At 58.4% G+C, this 16,636-nt stretch carries 19 protein-coding genes and 3 pseudogenes; 6 read left to right on the forward strand and 16 right to left on the reverse strand.

The window, feature by feature from the left end; translation table 11 throughout:
- Positions 1-47 precede the first annotated feature (47 nt).
- From WN73_RS05660 to WN73_RS05670, 3 genes and pseudogenes are all read right to left on the reverse strand, one after another.
- Positions 48-725, reverse strand: coding sequence for an HAD family hydrolase (locus WN73_RS05660; protein ID WP_038967335.1), 678 nt, complete (start codon positions 723-725; stop codon positions 48-50).
- A gap of 165 nt (positions 726-890) precedes the next feature.
- On the reverse strand, positions 891-1,268 hold the full coding sequence (locus tag WN73_RS05665) for a response regulator (RefSeq protein WP_011090385.1): 378 nt from the start codon (positions 1,266-1,268) through the stop codon (positions 891-893).
- Between the two features lie 77 nt (positions 1,269-1,345).
- Positions 1,346-1,707: pseudogene (locus tag WN73_RS05670) on the reverse strand (PRC-barrel domain-containing protein).
- Between the two features lie 104 nt (positions 1,708-1,811).
- Here WN73_RS05670 and WN73_RS05675 point away from each other — a divergent pair.
- Positions 1,812-2,000, forward strand: coding sequence for a hypothetical protein (locus tag WN73_RS05675; RefSeq protein ID WP_039184865.1), 189 nt, complete (start codon positions 1,812-1,814; stop codon positions 1,998-2,000).
- 366 nt (positions 2,001-2,366) lie between these two features.
- Here the strand turns inward: WN73_RS05675 and WN73_RS05680 are convergent, their stop codons facing one another.
- From WN73_RS05680 to WN73_RS05710, 7 genes and pseudogenes are all read right to left on the reverse strand, one after another.
- The gene (locus WN73_RS05680) at positions 2,367-2,942 is read right to left on the reverse strand and encodes a hypothetical protein (protein ID WP_028175772.1); all 576 of its coding nucleotides are present in this window, start codon (positions 2,940-2,942) and stop codon (positions 2,367-2,369) included.
- 582 nt (positions 2,943-3,524) lie between these two features.
- A pseudogene (locus WN73_RS05685) lies at positions 3,525-3,676 on the reverse strand (DUF1259 domain-containing protein); the annotation flags it as partial.
- Positions 3,649-3,816, reverse strand: coding sequence for a DUF1259 domain-containing protein (locus tag WN73_RS05690; protein WP_236845275.1), 168 nt, complete (start codon positions 3,814-3,816; stop codon positions 3,649-3,651). The gene WN73_RS05690 and the pseudogene WN73_RS05685, both read right to left, overlap by 28 nt.
- Positions 3,817-3,886: 70 nt before the next feature.
- Positions 3,887-4,072, reverse strand: coding sequence for a hypothetical protein (locus WN73_RS05695; RefSeq protein ID WP_231166525.1), 186 nt, complete (start codon positions 4,070-4,072; stop codon positions 3,887-3,889).
- 723 nt (positions 4,073-4,795) lie between these two features.
- Positions 4,796-4,936, reverse strand: a complete 141-nt coding sequence (locus WN73_RS05700; protein WP_166466004.1) for a hypothetical protein — start codon at positions 4,934-4,936, stop codon at positions 4,796-4,798.
- 302 nt (positions 4,937-5,238) lie between these two features.
- Positions 5,239-5,460, reverse strand: coding sequence for a hypothetical protein (locus tag WN73_RS05705; RefSeq protein ID WP_028175774.1), 222 nt, complete (start codon positions 5,458-5,460; stop codon positions 5,239-5,241).
- A 796-nt stretch (positions 5,461-6,256) separates the two neighbouring features.
- Entirely contained in the window at positions 6,257-6,919 is a 663-nt protein-coding gene (locus WN73_RS05710) for a phytochelatin synthase family protein (protein WP_011090390.1), read from the reverse strand.
- 87 nt (positions 6,920-7,006) lie between these two features.
- Between WN73_RS05710 and WN73_RS05715 the strand changes: the two genes are divergently transcribed.
- Entirely contained in the window at positions 7,007-7,351 is a 345-nt protein-coding gene (locus tag WN73_RS05715) for a hypothetical protein (RefSeq protein WP_231166526.1), read from the forward strand.
- 110 nt (positions 7,352-7,461) lie between these two features.
- Complete coding sequence (locus WN73_RS44490) at positions 7,462-7,929, forward strand: hypothetical protein (protein ID WP_249793285.1); 468 nt, start codon at positions 7,462-7,464, stop codon at positions 7,927-7,929.
- 284 nt (positions 7,930-8,213) lie between these two features.
- On the opposite strand, the gene WN73_RS05730 is transcribed toward WN73_RS44490, so the two are convergent.
- Together WN73_RS05730 and WN73_RS05735 are read right to left on the reverse strand one after the other, a co-directional pair.
- On the reverse strand, positions 8,214-8,450 hold the full coding sequence (locus WN73_RS05730) for a hypothetical protein (protein WP_049832599.1): 237 nt from the start codon (positions 8,448-8,450) through the stop codon (positions 8,214-8,216).
- A gap of 956 nt (positions 8,451-9,406) precedes the next feature.
- The gene (locus WN73_RS05735; RefSeq protein WP_028175778.1) at positions 9,407-11,149 is read right to left on the reverse strand and encodes an adenylate/guanylate cyclase domain-containing protein; all 1,743 of its coding nucleotides are present in this window, start codon (positions 11,147-11,149) and stop codon (positions 9,407-9,409) included.
- 378 nt (positions 11,150-11,527) lie between these two features.
- Here WN73_RS05735 and WN73_RS05740 point away from each other — a divergent pair.
- Together WN73_RS05740 and WN73_RS05745 are read left to right on the forward strand one after the other, a co-directional pair.
- Positions 11,528-11,725: pseudogene (locus tag WN73_RS05740) on the forward strand (methyltransferase family protein); the annotation flags it as partial.
- Positions 11,726-11,811: 86 nt separating this feature from the next.
- Complete coding sequence (locus tag WN73_RS05745) at positions 11,812-12,477, forward strand: methyltransferase (protein ID WP_231166527.1); 666 nt, start codon at positions 11,812-11,814, stop codon at positions 12,475-12,477.
- 261 nt (positions 12,478-12,738) lie between these two features.
- On the opposite strand, the gene WN73_RS05750 is transcribed toward WN73_RS05745, so the two are convergent.
- Positions 12,739-13,017, reverse strand: coding sequence for a hypothetical protein (locus tag WN73_RS05750; RefSeq protein WP_131234240.1), 279 nt, complete (start codon positions 13,015-13,017; stop codon positions 12,739-12,741).
- A gap of 172 nt (positions 13,018-13,189) precedes the next feature.
- Positions 13,190-13,369, reverse strand: a complete 180-nt coding sequence (locus WN73_RS05755; RefSeq protein WP_028175779.1) for a hypothetical protein — start codon at positions 13,367-13,369, stop codon at positions 13,190-13,192.
- A 236-nt stretch (positions 13,370-13,605) separates the two neighbouring features.
- Here WN73_RS05755 and WN73_RS05760 point away from each other — a divergent pair, with 236 nt between their 5' ends.
- Complete coding sequence (locus tag WN73_RS05760; RefSeq protein WP_039185315.1) at positions 13,606-14,592, forward strand: AraC family transcriptional regulator; 987 nt, start codon at positions 13,606-13,608, stop codon at positions 14,590-14,592.
- A gap of 515 nt (positions 14,593-15,107) precedes the next feature.
- Here the strand turns inward: WN73_RS05760 and WN73_RS05765 are convergent.
- Together WN73_RS05765 and WN73_RS05770 are read right to left on the reverse strand one after the other, a co-directional pair.
- Positions 15,108-15,443, reverse strand: coding sequence for a hypothetical protein (locus WN73_RS05765; RefSeq protein WP_028175781.1), 336 nt, complete (start codon positions 15,441-15,443; stop codon positions 15,108-15,110).
- Positions 15,444-15,610: 167 nt separating this feature from the next.
- Positions 15,611-16,066, reverse strand: coding sequence for a hypothetical protein (locus WN73_RS05770; protein WP_162185851.1), 456 nt, complete (start codon positions 16,064-16,066; stop codon positions 15,611-15,613).
- Positions 16,067-16,636: the final 570 nt, after the last annotated feature.

The raw sequence follows: 16,636 nt of genomic DNA on the forward strand, positions 1-16,636 counted from the left end.
CAATGGGCAACCGCCGCAGGAATAGCCGTAGAGCGCCGGTCGCGGTCCTATTTTGTGAGCGCTGTATCGCCGAACCGAGCGTAAAGGGTGCCTGGACCGGGGTACACTTCGACGCACCCAGCTTCCCGCAGCGAGTTTTCGGTGAATCCGCCGCAGAGGACGCCGATGGCCGAGACGCCCGCCTTGCGGGCCGCGATAGCATCGTAGGGCGTGTCGCCGATCGCGACCGCTTCAGACCCCTTGATGCCAAGCTTCTTCAGCACGACTTCGAAGATGTCCGGGGCCGGTTTGGATTCATCGACGTCTTCGGAGGACGTAGCGACGTCTACCAGATCGGAGATGGCAGCGATGTCGAGGTACTTCTTGAGTTCGTCCTCCTTCGCCGAGGATGCTACAGCGATGCGGAGACCGGCCTCGCGGACGCGCTGCAGGAGTTGTGAGACCGCCGAGAAGGGACGGATGAGCGGTAGATAAGTCGACTTGAAGCGGTTGCCGCGCCACTCCTCCAAATGCTTGCCGTGTTCTCGCTGCTGTTCATCGGACAGAAAAACCGGGATGAGCTTATCCCCGCCCTTCCCGATCTGGCTGCGCACCTGCTCGAAGGTGACGTCGTGACCAAATTCCACCATCGCTTCCTGCCAGGCGAGCGCGTGGAGATCTACCGAGTCCAGAAGCGTGCCGTCGAGATCGAAAATGGCTGCTTTAGGCAATTCGCTGTCCTCCATGTCCATCACGACCAAGCGATGCGCACCAATCCGCTAGAGCGTGTTCTTCGCTATGCGCCGGTTGAGCATGCACGGCCAAGGCATCGCCACTACGCGGATCCGCCGGCGACCATTGCGGGCTTGATCGAAGGATCGGAGTTTCACAACGATCCCGGTTCGACCCGGCTAGGCCCGGGTATCCAGTAGCTGCGAGACGGCGGCAGCCAATTGCGCCGGCGCAAAGGGCTTCTCAATCAGGAGGCTGCCATCGACGCCCTGCGATTTCCAGTCTGGCGCGCTGGCGCTCGTCATGTAGACCACAGGAAACCCAGGCGTGATTTCCCTGATTTGCCGCGCCAGCTCCCATCCGCTGATGCCGTCACCCAGGTTGACGTCCGTCAGCAGCGCCCGACACTGCTCCCGGCCGTCCCGAAAGGTGGACATCGCCGCCTCTCCCGAATGGACCGAGCAGGCCTCGAAGCCGCCGTCCGACAAGGCGTCCTCGATGAAGCTGCAGATCAGAGCTTCATCCTCGACCACGAGAACACGAAGGGCATTGCTCACTTTTCAAGTCTCCTTTGCGACCGGGGCCGATCCTGTCCCGTCACGGCGGGTGCGTTCGGCCGCGAGTGGCCCGCCGCTCAAGCCACCGGAACACCGTAGTAGGCATTCACGGAGCGCGCGGCGCGGGATCGCTCCAATTCCAACTGCTCTCGTCGGCGTATTTGGGGGCGCTGCGGAGATGGTCCTGGGTAATGCCGGTGACGTAGCCGCAGAGATTGGTGTCGTACTTCAGCGCCTGCCAAGGCAGCGGATAGTGAACGTCGCCGATGCGGAGCAGGCCGTCGAAGCTCAGCACCGCGTGCGATACCTTGCCGCTGACCTTGTCGATCATGACGCGCTCGATGTAGCCGACCTTTTCGCCGTCGGCCCCGTAGACATTCGTACCCTCGACGTTGTCGCTTCCGATCAGGCTGAAGGTCTCACGATCTTCCATGGCCATATTGACCTCCCGAATGTTGTCTTCTGGAGTCAACGGGAGGACGATGGCGCCGTTCCTGGCTGAAAGCCTCGGTGGCCCTAGTTTTGGATGAGCGGAGTTCGAGCATGGAACTGACCGAGCTGGAGCGCGAATTTCTGAGGAAGCTGCTCGGCGAATCCTGGGTCAGCCCGCCGATGTTCGACCATGAGATCGTGGCCCGGCTGGTGGAGCTCGGTCTCGTGGAAACCGAACCGCTTCCATCCGGCGATATCGAATACCGGATCACTGACGCGGGGCGAGCGGCGGCCGCGTAAACGCGATTCGGGAATCCCAGGTTCCGTTCCCGGCTGAACGATCGATCGGATGACCTCGGCCGCAACGCTTTGCCTGCAAGCGCGGCCCAGGTCCAAGGTTCCTGCGAGGCAGCGGAATGCCGCGGCGGCACCCTGGAGCCTCAAGTTCGGAGGAACGATAATCGTCGTATCCAGGATCCTGCAGAACTTAGCCATCGGCCGAGGCCGCCTCACAGGTTAGAGAAACGCCCCCGAATCGTCGAAGTTGGCATCGCGTCCGGCATGTAACGAGAAGCTCCGACAACTGCCGCCGCGGCCTCGCCAGGTCCCTCCGGAGCGGCGTTGTGCCAGTCTTACTCGACGACGAAAAACGTGCGTGGATGGAGCTTACGTCAGCGTCCAAACTCGTCCGTAGTGCGAGGGAATGTCCAGCCAGACCTGCTGCAGCGCAGGAACATTCTTCAGATCTAGAGCGACCCCATGCAGCTCTTCGACGTAGTTGCCGGCCTTAGGAAACCAGAACGGAACGGTCCGGTCGGTGTCGCCGAAATTAGTGGCGATCAAGGTGTACTGGGCGCCGTCGTGACGCGCGAACAGCAGGATGCCGAACTGCTGATACCGATCCCAATCATTGAAGAAGAAGTATGTGCCTTGACGAATGTGGTCTCTCTGCCGCCGAATGCGCAGCAACCTGCGCACCAGGCTCACGATCGGCCGGCCTGACTCATCGTAGAAAAAGTCCCAACGCATGGGCCGCAGCAGCGATACCCGGCCCATTCCGAAATCGGGCAAAAAATAGTTCTCCGCAAACTCCTCGCCTTGCCAGAGCATCGGAATGCCTTTGCTCATCAGCAGACAGATCAAATAGGGCTGCAGCAGGTACCGGCGCCTGCGATCGCCCTCCGCGAACAGTGGATTGCCTGCTTCGTCCGGATCCATCTTCCTCGAAGCCGTCGACGCCATGACCCCTGCTCGTCGTTCAGGAAGGGCATCATCATGCTCAACAACGAGGATCGCGGATGCTTCGTGAAGACCGCACGTCGTTACACGCGCGTGTGCAGCCCCGGCAAACTTGAATTGCTATCCTCCTCCTCACCGACTTCGCCCACGTGGCTGACGAGATCGCGGCCGGCGAAGCCTACGGCAACATGACCCGCTGCGGCGGGCTATTTTGGGAGGCGTTCGCGGCTTGCGTTCTCGACGCGGATTGGTGATGGGAGACCAGCAAACGGCAGCGATAGTGAACGGTCGCCGCGCGGGTACGGTCTTCCCATGCCGCAGTGGTAATGCGTCCTATGTGCAGGAATCTCTGGAATAATACGGTGCAGTTGCGGTTCAGGAAGTCGCACGTTGAAGTGGTGAGAAACGTACATACGTGGCCTTCATTGCGGCAGGACCACTGGAGCGGGCAGACATCGCAGGGTCGCAGCGTTAAGCAAGGGATTGCGAGATGCGCGCTGATCGCGTTGAGCCGCTTCGCCGCGCCGCCGTAGTTGTTCTGAAGCTCGGAACTCGGCCTCGGTCTTGCGACCTCTGCCTCAACTCTTCGTTGCTGGCCGTCTTATCGAGTGCCGCGCAAGCCTTCTGCGAGCTTGACCGCATCATATTCGCCCAGAAGTGCAGGAAGAAAGCCGTGGCTGCTTGTCCAGCATGCGGCTATGAAGCGCGGTCACATCGATGCCGTGGGAACGTAGCGCTTGACGGGGTCGCCATGTCCGGCGACGTGCATGTAGAACGTCGCAGGGCTCGCGCGCAGGGGATGGTTGTGCACGGCGGTGTACGGTGGCGGACCACCAGCCGGTCTTTCGCGCCGCAAGCGATCATCCCAGTATAACATTTGCCTCCCGAGCCATCGCCGCCTCCTTAGTTATTGCGGCGTCGAGGAGGGCTAATGTCGCGCTGCCGCTTCAATTTGGTGCGCCGTGACTGATTTCGTGCCGCGTGTCTGTCCTGCCAACGCTACCCTGATCAGCAGGATCATAATCCGCTTGCAGGACTTGAGGAGTTTCACGCGCGATCAGAAGCTGTTTCCGCATTTCGGCGAGGCGGGCGCGGCAATATTCGCGGTAGAGCAAGTCGAATATGGCGGGCATGGATACCCCCATCGTTTGAGTATCGCTAGAGATAACTTCCACCACGGATTCGGATAATCGTTGCCCCGGCGATGGCTGTCCGATGTGACCATTTACAGGCCGAGCCAATTCAAAAACTCAAAGGACGATTGGCTGGCTTGCAGGTCGGTGCAAAAGGAACAGGGCTGATTACCTAAAAAAGATTATAGCAGCCTTCTGTTTCCGCATAACTTCGTCAAACAACTTAAGAGCGCTGCTCCGCGAATAAATATCCAACTACAGCGCGAAATAACTTACCACTGGATGCAAGTACCCTTGGCTGCAACGCCCCCTGCTAGCCTCCGGACCGAAGCAAGAATGGATCGACCGAGGCAGCTAGTCGGTCTGCCACTTGCATCTTAGGCGTGGACCGCCCTTCGGTGGGCAGCGAGCCGATGGAATTGATTGCCAGCCCAGCACCAGCGGCAAGAACAGCTATCACAATCGCAGAGAGATATTTTATCCTCATGGCGATCCTCCATCGCTGACGACAAGGCAATTGTGTTCGCTCAAAATTGGTTCCGCTGCGGGCGCTCCGAAAGAGTTCCACAGCGAAAAGAAACGGCGACGGTGATGAGAGGGTACGTCGGGGCCGTGGCCATTCCACATATGACAGTGCTAATGGCTAGATGCCCTTCGCCCTTTCACGGTAACTGGACCCGCTTGCGAGCGATTGGCCACCGCATTTCTGGCTGCGGCGACCGACTACTCGTGATCCGCTCGCAGAGCCGCCTCCAATTCTGCAACGATGTCGAGCAACAGGCCCAGTGCAAGCGGATTAGTGACGTCGCGCTCCATCATGCGGTAGCGCATGATCTGATCTTGAAGCTCCTCGTCGTCGTTCATAACGCGCCCCGCAATTGACGCGAACGAGGTCCATGGTTGCGTGGACGGTCAAAAAGTTTGGCCGGAATTGAGGCGTCCACCCGGCCAACCGCCATACGCGGATCTCTCAGAACATTCCGATCAAGGCGAAAAGCGCAACCTCGATTAGGACAGTGAGGCCCATGATGCCGACAGTGAGAATTGCTTCGCCCGGTGGTAGAGGGGTCATAGCGTGCCTCGCATATTGCGAAGCCCCGAAGCCCAATAGCCAACCCGCCGAAGTCGGGAATGTTTCAGGTCCAAGCGCGTTAGCCACAAGATGCCTAACGCATCTCGAGTTCCTTGATCGCCAAAGCCGCAATTTCTGCCGGGGCGAAGACCTCCGTTTGCGCGATCTTGATTATCTTGCTCGCGACCATTTCCGTGAGCGGATCGTCGCGGTCTTGGACACAAAGCGTATGGAGTGCCTGCTCGTAAGCTGCCGTGATGCGGCTGACCATTTCCGGCTTTAAATTGGCGGTTTGTAATCGCAGGTAGGTAGACACTTCTTGCCTCCCCAAGCCCACGCGGGAGAGCAGGATAGCACGCGAACCCCGTTGGCGATTGAAAACTTCGGAAGCTCGGAGCAGCGGTATCAGCGCGAAGCTGGGATCAAGGTGGCATCTCGCACGTTACTACGGCGGCGGCAGGATATCCGTGCATGGCAAGGAGGCGGTGCACGTCAAGGCCAACGGTGGCAGCCATGGCAGATACCCCTTCGACCGCGCCCGTGGTCCATCCGCCAAATTTAGATCATCCGGATCATCGCCGGGCGATCTGCAACGAGATTGGTGAGCGACTTCGCGGCACCCTCACGGACGATCTCACCCCGCTACCATTGCGACTGCAAGGCATGGTGGAGCGGCTGACCGACTTGGATGGCGACGCCCCATCGGCCGCGCCGGATCGCCGGAGCGGTGCGCCATCCCGGCTACTCTCGAAATTTGTGTCAGCGCTTTCGCGGGCTCTCCGAAAGGGCCCTTGAAGTGCGGGGACGTGAGACCGCACCTTTTCGGCGCATTTCACCCGGACGATTTTCGAATTTAGTTTGCTAGAGTGCGCCACTCGCGCGTTTCCAAGTGAGGGCTGTGTGGGACGCGACCGCGTGCGTAAATCGCGGTAAACGGCCCGCTGGCATTTACCGGACCCACGTCCCACGCGGCGGCGCATCCCGCAATCCTAGAGCATGCACTCATTATGAGCGGCTGGCCGACTGATGTCCGGTCAACCCCCAACAGTGGCTGAAGAGCGAACATTCCCCGAGGTCGCAGATGGGCCCAATAGGCGACATGCAGTGGGATATTACTCTATCAACAGCAGCCCCCGCTTCTTATCGCCGTCGAGCGTATTTACAGCGTCGAACAGCCGCTTCCGCTCGACCAGCCATGGCTGGAAGTTGAAATTGACATCGAGCACGAAAACGAGGTCCTCGGCTTCGAAATAGCCCCCAATTGGGGAGTGATGTCCGCTACCAGCACCAAAAATTCGAGCGCGATCGAAATTCACGATGTAGCGTCGGCCCGGATCGTTGGCGCGACGGAGATGCTCCAGAAACTGGTTCTCGCTGAGATCGCGTAAGACCGTGACTTTCCGGCTCGTGTTGGTCTGGGCGACTTTGGCCAGCTCGTCGAGCGTGAGACCCATGATGCACACGCCTGTCCAGCAGCTCCATGTACCGGCCAACACCTTGCCCTCCGTCCGTGCCGCCTCGCCAAGCGACCGGTAGGCATTCGCAACAGCTGCAGGTCCGCAGCGAGAGCCATTTGACTGCCAGTCAACGTGTCTTTGGAATGTGGCTGCCACGGGCAGGTGCCACGCACGCTCCATAAGCTCCGGAGCACGTGTTACCGATGACGCTATGGCGTCTGATGGCACGTGCGATTGACCGACCACCAGGGCACCGGCACAAACCAGACCCACGGCGATAACCGTGCTGCTGATACTGGCGTAGCGCCATCGCTTCATGGATCAGAACCTTAGCGGCAATGACGACATTGGCCGGCAAGATTATGTTTTCAAGCCAACTGGCGAGAGATATTGTGTGAGCGTCCCATGGGGGCAACAGCTGCTCTCGATGGCGGCAGTCAGCCAGTCCCGGATCCCCGCAACGCCCGAGCTGAAGGCGCACCTCGACAAGCTAAAGAAACGAAGGCCGGCGCGCTGATGATGCTGACGCCGACAGGAAGGGCTTACACCAAGCGCTATTTCAACGAGCACTGGCGTAAGGACTGCGACAAGGTCGACGCGATCAATGCTGAAACCGCGGCCAACGGCAAAAACGCCGAATACGTCAAAACGGCGGACCTTAATTTCCACGAGAACCGCGGCACGGCCGCGACGCTGCTCGCCGAAGCCGGCGCCGGAGATCGCCGAGGCGCTATGCTGGAGCGTCGATAAGGCGCAGAAGGTGATTGATCTGTACCTCGCGCGTCGCGGCGTGCTGGCCGCGAATGCGATCAGGAAACTCGAAGACTACCGGGACAGAACGACGCCCTCGTGAAACTTGGGTGCGATCGATCTTCAAAGAATTACAGGAACTTAGGAAACAGTGGGTCCTTCTCACGTTGTTGAGCAAACAACCTGAGGAGGAAAGCATGCGTCGAATCGCACTTGCAGCAATCGTTCTTGCTGCTGGCTTGACGCCAGTGGTGGCTCAACAGACCTCGCCAAACATGCAAAACGAAGCCGATAAGGGCATCAAAACTCAGAACTCCGGCGCGTCGGGTTACGTCGGTGAGCAGGACAGACCAGGTTCCGCAGCGCAAATCCCGGGCAGTAGCTCAGGTCGCGCCGATTCCACGACAACAGCACCTAGCGCTCAAAATTCCGGAACAGGGATTGCCGGAGCACCGGGTGGCAAAAGCGGCCCCTCTCCAAAAGGTACTGTCGGTCAGAACATGTCGACTCAGCAACAGGACTCATCGAATATCAAAGGTCCGCCGGGAAACAAGAGCGGCCCGCCCGCTAAACGTTGACGGCTCGTTGCTCGAAGACGCGTGGCGTAATCGCCACGCGTCTTGATCGCTCTTAGACCTGTAAATTGTCGGTCATGCCGGGCGGCAGCTCATCTGGCTGCGACCGTCCCGTCAGAAGCTCCTTCTCGGCTTCATACCAGAAGGCATCCACGTCCCCGTTTGGCTCGCCAGCACGCCCAAGCTCGTTGGCACGAATACGAATGTCATCCTGACTTAAGTTGGGCGTCGTTTGCTCCTACGTACTGGGTGCAAACCTTGGCTCCAGACGCTCTCGCTGTTGATATTCAGTGTCGCTGGAGAGCGTATCGACGTTTTAATCTTTCGGTTGTCGTCCGAGCAGCATAATCGATGCGGTCAATGTCGGCGCCGTCGGCCGCAGTAACGTTCAAACGCCAATTCATAGTGCTCGGGTTATCTTCATCGCATTCAACTTCGACCGCGATAACCAGTTCGCCGCCCGAAAAGCTCCGGATCTCCTGCAGCGCTATCAACTCCAGGTTTTTCCTTGACACACTGATCATTGCGAGGCTCGCGCGCCCATTTCTCAACCAACACGCAACGTTCTTGCCTCGTTCCTAAAATGCGAAAAAGTCACCATGCCTCTTGTCGCAGACCGAGACAAAGAAAGCGGGTCTAGCCTGGCCCGGCATTGTGTCTTTGCGGTTGAGACAGCCAGGGGTCGGCTGTTCACTTTCTGACTTGAGCCCATTGCGGGGACGGTACTTCTGCCAAGGAACGATGGCCGTCGGTTCGTAGCTGCGGCGCACAGTCCACTAAGACCGGCCCCGCTGGGCTCCAAAGGAGTGCCCCTTTTGGGCAGTCATCTTTTCCACTTCACCGGCGTAAATTGGAACTCGCCCATCGGGCTGGCTCGCCCCTTCCAGCCCCAATCCGTGAGGCAGGCGGCCCTACCGCGCGATCAGCGAGGCGGGGTTGCTGCGCGTCATACACTCGCGGATGAGGAATGAGGACACCGCCTTTCGCAGGGCGCTGGCCTGCTTCAACCCATAGCGTCAAGAACTTGGATCCAGCGAACGGATTGCGAACGCAAGTGTATTCATCAGCGGAACGCGGTTCCGGGCTAAGGCGAGCTTATTTATTGACATTACCAAGCTGGTTGGTCGGCGCTTGGTGATGAAAGCCGGTTGGATTCCCGCCTGCCCAGCAAGCGAGGGTGCCGTGATCGAACAACCTCACTTCGACCCTTACTCGATCTTAGCACGCATCTGTTTTGCCGTCGCCGTCGTCGGTGGCGTAGCGCTCATCGCGGTGGCGATCATGAGTATCTGTTTCATGTAGGCATAGTCGCCTTTGGGTCAAACTCGGAAGTCGGCGGGTCTATGGATGGTCTGTTTTGCCACTGTGAGCGGACATCACCGGCTCCGCTGTTCAGGTCCGCGAAGGGCCAATTGCTGACTCATGCACCGCAGCAACAGGGGGTTCTATTGATCACCTCGTCGTCGCGCGCGAGCACAGTTCATTCGGGTAACCCCGCTTTGCGGAGACCCTCAATAAACATCTTTGAGCTTTTGGGGACCCGGGCGATATGCCCCGATATTGTAAAGGCTGGATCGATCTCAAGCACACGCGCCGCTGCGGCGTGCGCCTCAGCGTCGCGTCCGAGATGGGCGAAGGCAGACGCCAGTCCGCGGCAAGCTGGCATAAAGGAAGGATTCTGACGAAGGGCTTTCTTCAATACAATGATCGCCTCGTCAAACCGGCGAAGGCCCACAAGAGCATGCCCAATGCCCAGAAACGTCATATGCAGCAGCGGGTCTAATGGGCTCATGCGAATGGCACGTTCAAAGCTTCGAATAGCCTCTTCGGGCAGCCCCGCCATTGTATAGACCCAGCCTCTATTGTTCCAAGTGCGCCATGAATTCGGGTTGAGCGCGACCGCCCGGTCAGCCATTTCGATTTCGGCTTCACTATCGCCGACCACACACGCCGAGACTACGGCAACCCTTGACAACGTGTCCGGATCACCATCATCGAGGCTCAATGCCAAACGAGCAAGCCGAATTGCTTCCTTGGCGTCGAACTCGGGATTGTTGGCATAGCCTAAAGCGACGTTGCTCGCGTGACAGTCACCTGCCAGAGCCGCTGCAGAGCTGAACCTCGGGTCTAGCTCCAAAGCGCGATGAGCAAGCTTAATCGCCTCGGCCAAACTTTCGCGGGTCGTCAGGTAATACTGTTGCATGGATCGGAGAAAAAAATCATAGGCAGTGAGGTTCTCTGGTCGCCGCCGCGCAGCCGTTGCAATCTCTGTTTGAAGCATCTTTGGCTGAACGGCCGAGACAACGGCGAGCGCAACGTCGTCTTGGAGAGCGAAAATGTCCGTCAGATCACGCTCGAATCTGTCCGCCCAGATGTGCGCCCCTGTAATCGCGTCGATCAACTGTCCGGCGATGCGAACTTTCCCGGCAGCCTTGCGCACAGACCCCTCAAGGATATAGCGCACGCCCAGCTCGTGCCCGACCTGCTTCACGTTCACCGCCTTGCCCTTGTAGGTAAAGCTGGAATTGCGGGCGATCACGAACAACCATTTGAACCGCGAAAGCGCGGTGGTGATCTCCTCAACCATTCCGTCCGCGAAGTATTCCTGTTCGGGATCGCCGCTCATGTTCTCGAACGGCAGCATGGCGATGGATGGCTTGGCTGGAAGTGGCGGGGCCGCGCTTAGTCTCTCGGTCAGCGCGCTAGACGCTCCAGCACGGACAGCGTAAGCGCGGACCGGCTTGGCGATGTTCTTGAGCTGCTGCTCGCCGCGATCCTCGAAGCCAACGTCCAGCTTGCCTTCGACTTCGCTATAGACCTTTTCGGACATCAGGATGCCGCCCGGATCGGCGATCCCCTCCAGCCGGACAGCGATGTTGATCCCGTCGCCATAGAGGTCGCCGTCCTGCCCAACGATCACGTCACCAAGGTTGAGCCCGATGCGTAGCTTGAATGGACCGCTCCCCTCGGCGAGATGATCCTGCATCTCAGTCGCGCATCTCACGGCGGCTAAGGGACTCGCGAATTCGGCGAGCGCGCCATCACCCGTTGTCTTGATCAGTCGCCCGTCGTGGCGGGAGAGGCTAGGCTCGATCAATTCTCGCTTGAGCCGCTCGAACTCGGCGTAGGTGGCCTCCTCAGCGCGTTGCATCAACGCAGAGTAACCAACCACGTCGGCGGCCAAGATCGCCGCTAGTCGCCTCTGAACCCGCTGCTCGGTCACAGCCCCTCCGAACGACCAGACTAACCCCGCCGCTGGGACAAGGCGGAGCGTAGCACTTTGTTGCGGACATGTGAGCGGTAATCGCCGGAGAGACCCTATCTTGCCCAAAATTCGGGGCCGCCGTGGCACGGGCTGCACTCGCTTTTCCATTGCCGGGTGCAAGGCAAAGCGCCCCGGCCAATTCAATGCACTATGTCTCTTACGGGTCAAAAGCGCCGTTTTGGCTACGGCCCGCGCACTTCCGGTCTGCACCGCTAATCGGACGGACCCGGCGTCGGCGGCCACTTCGCAAAAGGGCCATAAGAGAGACTTGTTCAACGGACATCCGCCGAGCACAGTAACTAGCGTCTTAGCTTCCTCTCCTACGGAGGTTCTTCCGTGACATCCAACCCTTGGCTCACTCTCCTCGGACTGATCAACGGCTTCCAGGTCACACAGGCAATTCATGTCGCGTCAACTCTTCGTATCGCAGACCATCTGAAAGGCGGCTCTCGTTCGGCAGAGGAGTTGGCGCCCTTAACGCAAAGCCATCCAGGCGCTCTCTACCGACTGCTGCGGGCGCTCGCCGCAGTGGGCGTTCTTGAGGAAGATGAAGACCGAAGGTTTGCGCTGACACCAATGGGAGATTGTTTGCGCACTGACTCCGCGACACCGATCGGCGCGTGGGCGGAGTCGTCGGAAGTCCCTACGTTTGGAGCACATGGGGCCATCTGCTGCACAGCATTCGAACCGGCGAGAATGCCTTTCAAAGTCTCAACGGTAAGGACATTTGGAATTATCGCGCCGAACGTCCGGAGGAGAGCGCGGTCTTCGATCGCGCTATGACGGAGTTTTCGCGCGGCGGCGCTGAAGCCGTTATCGGCGCGTATGATTTCTCCGCTTTCCATCATGTTGTGGATGTGGGTGGCGGACGCGGTTTAATGCTGGCAGCCATTCTGACCGCTCATCCCAGGATGCAGGGCGCGTTGTTTGATCAGCCAGGGGTCATTGCCGGAGCCGAGGCGGTTCTGGAAGCGCACGGCGTCGTCGACCGTTGCCGAATGGTGAGCGGAAGTTTCTTCGAATCGGTACCTGAAGGCGGAGATGCCTACGTCATGCGGGTAGTAATCCACGATTGGGACGACGACGAAGCGATCGCCATTTTGAAGGCGTGCCGGCGTGCGATGCGGGAGACGGCGAAGTTGGTTCTCATCGAGCGAATTATCGCGCCTGCGAACGAAGTACCGGCGACAAAATTCATGGACCTCCACATGTTGGCTTTGCCGGTGGGCGGGAGCGGACCCGCGACGAGTTCTCTGACCTGCTTGCCAAATCTGGCTTCGAGCTGACGCGCGTTGTGCCATCGGGTAGAATCAACGTCATCGAGGCCCGGCCATATTGAGCACAAGGCGGCCCGCCCGGCCTCCGGTGCGTTCCGGGTCACAACGCGAAGAATTCACCTGAGCAAGTCTAGTCCCCATGCCTCAGTAAGCGGACATCCGCGAGGCCAGACGCTACTTCGGAAAAGGGAATTACAGATCTTGGCCGCGAACCGACGCGCGGATAGCCGTTGCGATCTTCGCCTTCGGGCCACAGGTGGAACGAGACTATCAGCTTGCAGAGGAGTCACCCCTGTTTTGAGTCAATTGCAACCCGTCGCATGCGCGGCAGTCAGGACAAGAGTCCTGCACCCTCTTGATCGCGACCCGACGGAGATCGATCGGGTTCTTTTGACCGTCAGCGGCCAGGATCAAAATCTTCTCGGCGAGGCATGCCATCAATGAAGGGGTTCGCCTTGCTTCGGGCAGCGTCTCTGCGGCATTCGCCAGAATACCTCGCAATACGGCACGAGGATAAGTGTGCGACCACTCGCTCTTCGTCGGCGCCATCAGCTACTCCACAGAGAGACTACCTACAAACAAGAATTGCTGCTGAACTTCGCTCGCCCGCCTCGCTCTTTAAAAAAAGGCCGTCGAACCCAACATTCGACGGCCCAATTCGTTCGGTGTGACGTGGTGAGCGTTTGGGGGGCTGCCACACCGACGAACCAATATAGTTAGGTCATTGAAAGCCGGACATCTTAGTCATCTCGACGCGCTTCGCAGAGGGGGGTAGTTTCCCAATTTCGTTCTCGAGCAACCAGAGCAATATGCTGCGCTTTTCCGGGTGCGTCTCCTCTCGCAGGAGCTTCTTGTAATGAACTAGGTTCTGGCTGACGATGAAGCTTTCCAAGTCCGTCATTCGAGCCTCGCCTTCTCACGCACTCATTCATACGGTACGCGGTGCGCGAGCAAGAATGATTTTCAACGGCCAAATCCTGCAGACATTGCTCAATCTGGGTCATCACAAATTGAGTGTTCCTTGCAGATTTTGAGCCAGACTGGGTATTGATCTGGATCAGTTTCAGCATCCATCTCCCGATGTAGCGATTTCCTACTCGGCACAATGATGTGACGAGGTCCCGGTCGATTTGGATCATGGATCTTCTTGAATACCCGCTCAGTCGATCTCCGGTCGTTCGCACCCGCGATCCGGAGACGATGAGGAATGCGCTGTTTACGGTGTATGGGGCAACTGGATTTGCGGTCGCTAAACCAGCCGACTTCGAAGGAGTGGCGAATTACCTACTATTGTCCAAGATCGGGCTTGGCTTTTGTGGATATGGTGCGAAGACAGTCGTCGAGTTTCCTGAAGGCGATTTCGCAAGATTACAAATCGGTCTTAAGGGGAAGGCAGGGGTCATTTTAGGCAGCACGGCGACGATCCCCGTGAATGAGCAGCAGCCCGGCATTACGCCGCCGGGACAGCCAACAACCATTGTGTTTGAACCTGGGTTCGAGCAGCTGATCCTTCGCATAAAAACCGGGGCGCTGGAGAACGCTTTAACAACACTGCTCGGCGCAAAACCTCGGGGATCGCTGGTGTTCGACCCGACGGCGCCTCCGAAGCCGCCGACTGCTCAGCTGTTGCGTGAGCTGATCATGTTCCTAGCCAATCAGCTAAATTCAACGGCAGCGCAGCTGCCCAAGTCGATGCTCCAAGAGCTTGAGCAAGCGCTAATCGTCTCGTTTCTCTCGGCTCACCGGCACAACTTCACCGACCTGTTGGAGAGTTCCGCCACGGAACCGGCGCCGCTCGTAGTCCGCTTGGCTGAAGAATACGTCGAAGCAAATTGGGCTCGCGCTATTACCATTGAGGAGCTGGCATCACAGACGAACACCAGCATCCGTAGCCTCTACGCGGCTTTCAAGAAATACCGCGGGTACTCGCCGATGAGATTTGCAAAAACCGTGCGCTTGCGACGTGCAAGGCAGATGCTCCTGGAAGGGAATCCGAAAACTTCCGTTTCCCAAATCGCTTTCAAATGCGGTTTCGGCAATCTGGGCCATTTCGCCGGTGATTTCCGGCAAATGTTCGGGGAGCTTCCCTCCGAAGTTTTCGCGCGAGCACAGCGAGCGAGGTAGCGTCCAAACGCATGTAATCAAGATGGGGCGGCGTTTCGCGCCGCCGCTCAGCATCTCTGCCGAGCCGAAATTCGAGTTGTAACTGCGCGCCGGGGCCGTCCCCGACAGCACGGCTGGCTCAATCTCGGTATTCCGCATGGGGTCAAAAGCGTCGGTGTACGTCTCGGCCGACGTAAGCAACCTCTCAGAAGCAAACTCCGCCCGGAGGGGCCGCGCGGCGAGGTTCTGTGCGGACAGGGAAAGGTGACTCCCATCTAGCCGCGAATGTTATTGTTGCTTTTGGATTGTCGTGAGTGTCCCACGCGGAGTTGCGGGCACGTCTCTGGCTTCTTCTTCGGCTAGGAGCTTTCGGATGAGAGCCCGCTTGTCCTCATTCTTCTCCTCCTCAAGAAGTCGCCGGTATAGGCGGATATGCGGCTGCCTCGTTGCGGTGGTACGAAGCGCAAGCCGTCGTCGGACATCTTCGACGTAGCGCGCCACTTCGCAGAAATGCGATCATCTATCGTCGCTCTGGCTCAGCGAAGGGCTTTGCTGAGCAACACTATTCCGAGCAGGATGATCAATATCGGTGCCAACGGCCAGGGAAACTGCAGAAGCATCCACACGCCTCCTGCGAGAAAAGCTACGCCGCAGGCAATCCAAAACAGGTCAACCTTATTGTCCATGCTCCAGTGGAAAAACTGCGCCGCTAGAGTGAGGACGCCGACGCCCACAAGAAACCAGTCCCACGGCACCCCCATTAGCATGGCGATGCCTACCCAAATGAAGAACGCGGCCCACGCGACAGAGTCGATTCTCCGCGCAGTTTCGCTCGCAGAGCCTTCGCTGAAGGCTGGTTGGATGCTGTTCATCACACGTGCACCGGACAGAGGTTGGAGAGACCAGCTTAAGCACCAGTGATCAAAATGAACGGCGCAAAAACAAAGGGCCACTCGGCCAATTCGGTACTGCAAAATCGGATTAGGCCATCAACGATAGACGACCTCTTAGAACTATCGGCGGCGCAGACCAATGAGCCTCAATGGTCGCAGGCCGGTTGTAAGTTAAGTCTTCGCATCAGAGAGCCGATGCCATCTGTTCGACAGTCTTGTGACGCAGCTACCTTGGCGGAGGAGTCGCTTCGGGAGGTGCTTCGCGATGGCTCAGGCTTCAACTTCTTCGCACTGGCTCGGGTGTTATTTGGATCGTGCCAGTGGCGAGCAATGAATTCTGGAGCCTTCGTCTTGGCCACTTCCCTTGGCTTAGGTTGAGGTGGTACCGGCGGCTCGGAAGGTGTTGTGTAAGCAAGGGCAACCTGCTCCACCCTCGGCTGGATGTCCTGCATGCTGACCAGCGAAAGCCGATCAGCCTTATTGCCGGCTACAGCAGGATAGGTGATTGATGTCATCGGCACCGGAGGAGACTTGGAGGTGGCGGCAGCAATAGCTCCGACGCCCCCAACACAAATCAATCCAAGTACGACGACCTTGATCACAGCGATGCCCACACCGAGGGATCGAGCCTAGACGACATTTTGCCCAGATTAAGGCTACCTGTTTGTTTGGTTAACGCAATAGCTGATCCGCGCCAGGCTCACGACCCCAGAGCAAGGCTATAATTCGGACCTGAGTAGCAGATCGTCTCGATATTCTCTTTCGACCTGTATCGAGCAATGAGTTCAGCGGTAGACTTTGAGGGCTTAACGGCGTTAGGCCAAATTACTATCCCTCTGCTCTCGCTGTCGGTCTTCCAGGTTCGATTGGCGCCTTCCAGCACAACGTCAACGAATTCCCGCCAGAGAATCACTTGGCTTGGCCCCATGAATTGCCAGAAACCCCGAGTTTGACGGTGGGTCTCGGTGGTTCGCTGAGACTTCAGCTCAACGTTAACAAGTTCGCATGCTCCGTTCTCGTCGGTGCGGATCATAAGCAAATCGGCGACCACTTTCGTTGGTTTCGAGTCTCCCCTGTCGTCGGAGGCCGCCAGTGCGATCTCATCTGAAACAAATCACCCTCTCCGCGCCCTATAGCGGGAGCGGGCCAGTTCCGGCAACCGATCAGACCTT

The organism is Bradyrhizobium sp. CCBAU 45394, assembly GCF_028128655.1.
Taxonomy (GTDB): domain Bacteria; phylum Pseudomonadota; class Alphaproteobacteria; order Rhizobiales; family Xanthobacteraceae; genus Bradyrhizobium; species Bradyrhizobium diazoefficiens.

Coding starts and splice junctions, on each gene's coding strand:
- WN73_RS05660 (WP_038967335.1), bottom strand. CDS start 725: ATGGAGGACAGCGAATTGCCTAAAGCAGCCATTTTCGATCTCGACGGC.
- WN73_RS05675 (WP_039184865.1), top strand. CDS start 1,812: ATGGAACTGACCGAGCTGGAGCGCGAATTTCTGAGGAAGCTGCTCGGC.
- WN73_RS05680 (WP_028175772.1), bottom strand. CDS start 2,942: ATGGCGTCGACGGCTTCGAGGAAGATGGATCCGGACGAAGCAGGCAAT.
- WN73_RS05690 (WP_236845275.1), bottom strand. CDS start 3,816: ATGTTATACTGGGATGATCGCTTGCGGCGCGAAAGACCGGCTGGTGGT.
- WN73_RS05695 (WP_231166525.1), bottom strand. CDS start 4,072: ATGCCCGCCATATTCGACTTGCTCTACCGCGAATATTGCCGCGCCCGC.
- WN73_RS05700 (WP_166466004.1), bottom strand. CDS start 4,936: ATGAACGACGACGAGGAGCTTCAAGATCAGATCATGCGCTACCGCATG.
- WN73_RS05710 (WP_011090390.1), bottom strand. CDS start 6,919: ATGAAGCGATGGCGCTACGCCAGTATCAGCAGCACGGTTATCGCCGTG.
- WN73_RS05715 (WP_231166526.1), top strand. CDS start 7,007: ATGGGGGCAACAGCTGCTCTCGATGGCGGCAGTCAGCCAGTCCCGGAT.
- WN73_RS05730 (WP_049832599.1), bottom strand. CDS start 8,450: ATGATCAGTGTGTCAAGGAAAAACCTGGAGTTGATAGCGCTGCAGGAG.
- WN73_RS05750 (WP_131234240.1), bottom strand. CDS start 13,017: ATGGCGCCGACGAAGAGCGAGTGGTCGCACACTTATCCTCGTGCCGTA.
- WN73_RS05755 (WP_028175779.1), bottom strand. CDS start 13,369: ATGACGGACTTGGAAAGCTTCATCGTCAGCCAGAACCTAGTTCATTAC.
- WN73_RS05760 (WP_039185315.1), top strand. CDS start 13,606: ATGGATCTTCTTGAATACCCGCTCAGTCGATCTCCGGTCGTTCGCACC.
- WN73_RS05765 (WP_028175781.1), bottom strand. CDS start 15,443: ATGAACAGCATCCAACCAGCCTTCAGCGAAGGCTCTGCGAGCGAAACT.